Origin of the sequence: Frankia sp. KB5 (genome assembly GCF_002099325.1) — a bacterium.
In the GTDB taxonomy this organism is placed as follows: Bacteria; Actinomycetota; Actinomycetes; order Frankiales; family Frankiaceae; genus Frankia; species Frankia casuarinae.
This window is the reverse complement of the sequence record NZ_MRUJ01000333.1, coordinates 1-1,009: the sequence shown is the minus strand read 5'-3', so window position 1 is coordinate 1,009 and position 1,009 is coordinate 1. Positions and strand designations below refer to the sequence as shown.

General features: G+C 69.2%; 1 protein-coding gene. It reads right to left on the bottom strand.

Annotated elements, in window-relative coordinates:
- Positions 1-611: recombinase family protein (locus KBI5_RS23805; RefSeq protein WP_241883150.1), on the bottom strand; the 611-nt coding region annotated here is incomplete at its 3' end.
- Between the last annotated feature and the right edge of the window lie 398 nt (positions 612-1,009).

Sequence of the window (1,009 nt, the reverse complement as noted above, 5' to 3'; positions counted from 1 at the left end):
CAGTCGGTCCACGCCCGACGGCCCTTGACGTTGTTCGGGCAGATCGGCCGGTGGGCCTTCGTCACGGTCGGGACCGCCTCGGCGTTGAGCGTGCGGGCGATCGCCGCCAACGRCACGCCCGCCARGATGTTGGCCGCGATGCGGCGGATAACCGCCGCCTCGTCCGGCACGAGGGCGTAGAAGTCCCGTACGGGCTTGCCGGCGTGGTCGGTGCCGACGATCGGCCCGTAGCCGTACGCCCGGGGTCCGCCGTGGTGGCGGCCCTGCTCTGCCCGCTGCTGTGCTGCCCGTGCGACACGCTCCGCCGTGCGTTCGGCCTCTCCCGCATCGATCGAAAAGATGATGTCCGCCATCATCCGGCCGTCGGYGGAGGTGAAGTCCATGGTGGTGCCCCGGACCGGAATCAGCCGGACGTTGCGGGCCTTGAACAGCTCGATCACGCGCATCCGGTCGGGCCGGTTGCGTAGGAAGCGGTTCGACGTCCACGCGATTACCGCGTCGATCTGGCCGGCCTGCGCCATGGTGAGGATGCGTTCGAACTCCGGCCGGTAGTCCTTCGTGGCCGACAGGTCGTTGTCGGTCAGCACGTCGATCAGGTCCGACGTCGTCACGCCGTTCGGCAAGCTCGCGGATGTCCTCGTCCTGGCGGGTGACCCCGGCTTCCAGCCCTTCACGGTCGTCGGAGATCCGGCGGTAACCGATCGTGCGCAGCTTGCGAACCACCCCAGACCCGTACGCGGCGTCCCGATTGTCCGACCAGAGCGTGATGGCGGGCCTCACGCGGCCACGCTCCCCAGCTCGTGACCGCACTTCGCGCAGTGGGAGCGATCAAAGTAGCTGGGGACGTGGGGGCAGGGAACGAGCGTCAGCCGCTCCCCGCGCGGCCACGCGCGGCACGTGAGCAGCAGGGCCTCGGCAAGTTTGCTGGTAAGCAGACTTTCGGCGTTGTGTGGGGCTTCCAGTGGKGTTGCGTAGCGCGCTTCTGACGCGAGGCCGGGGGCGTCATGGG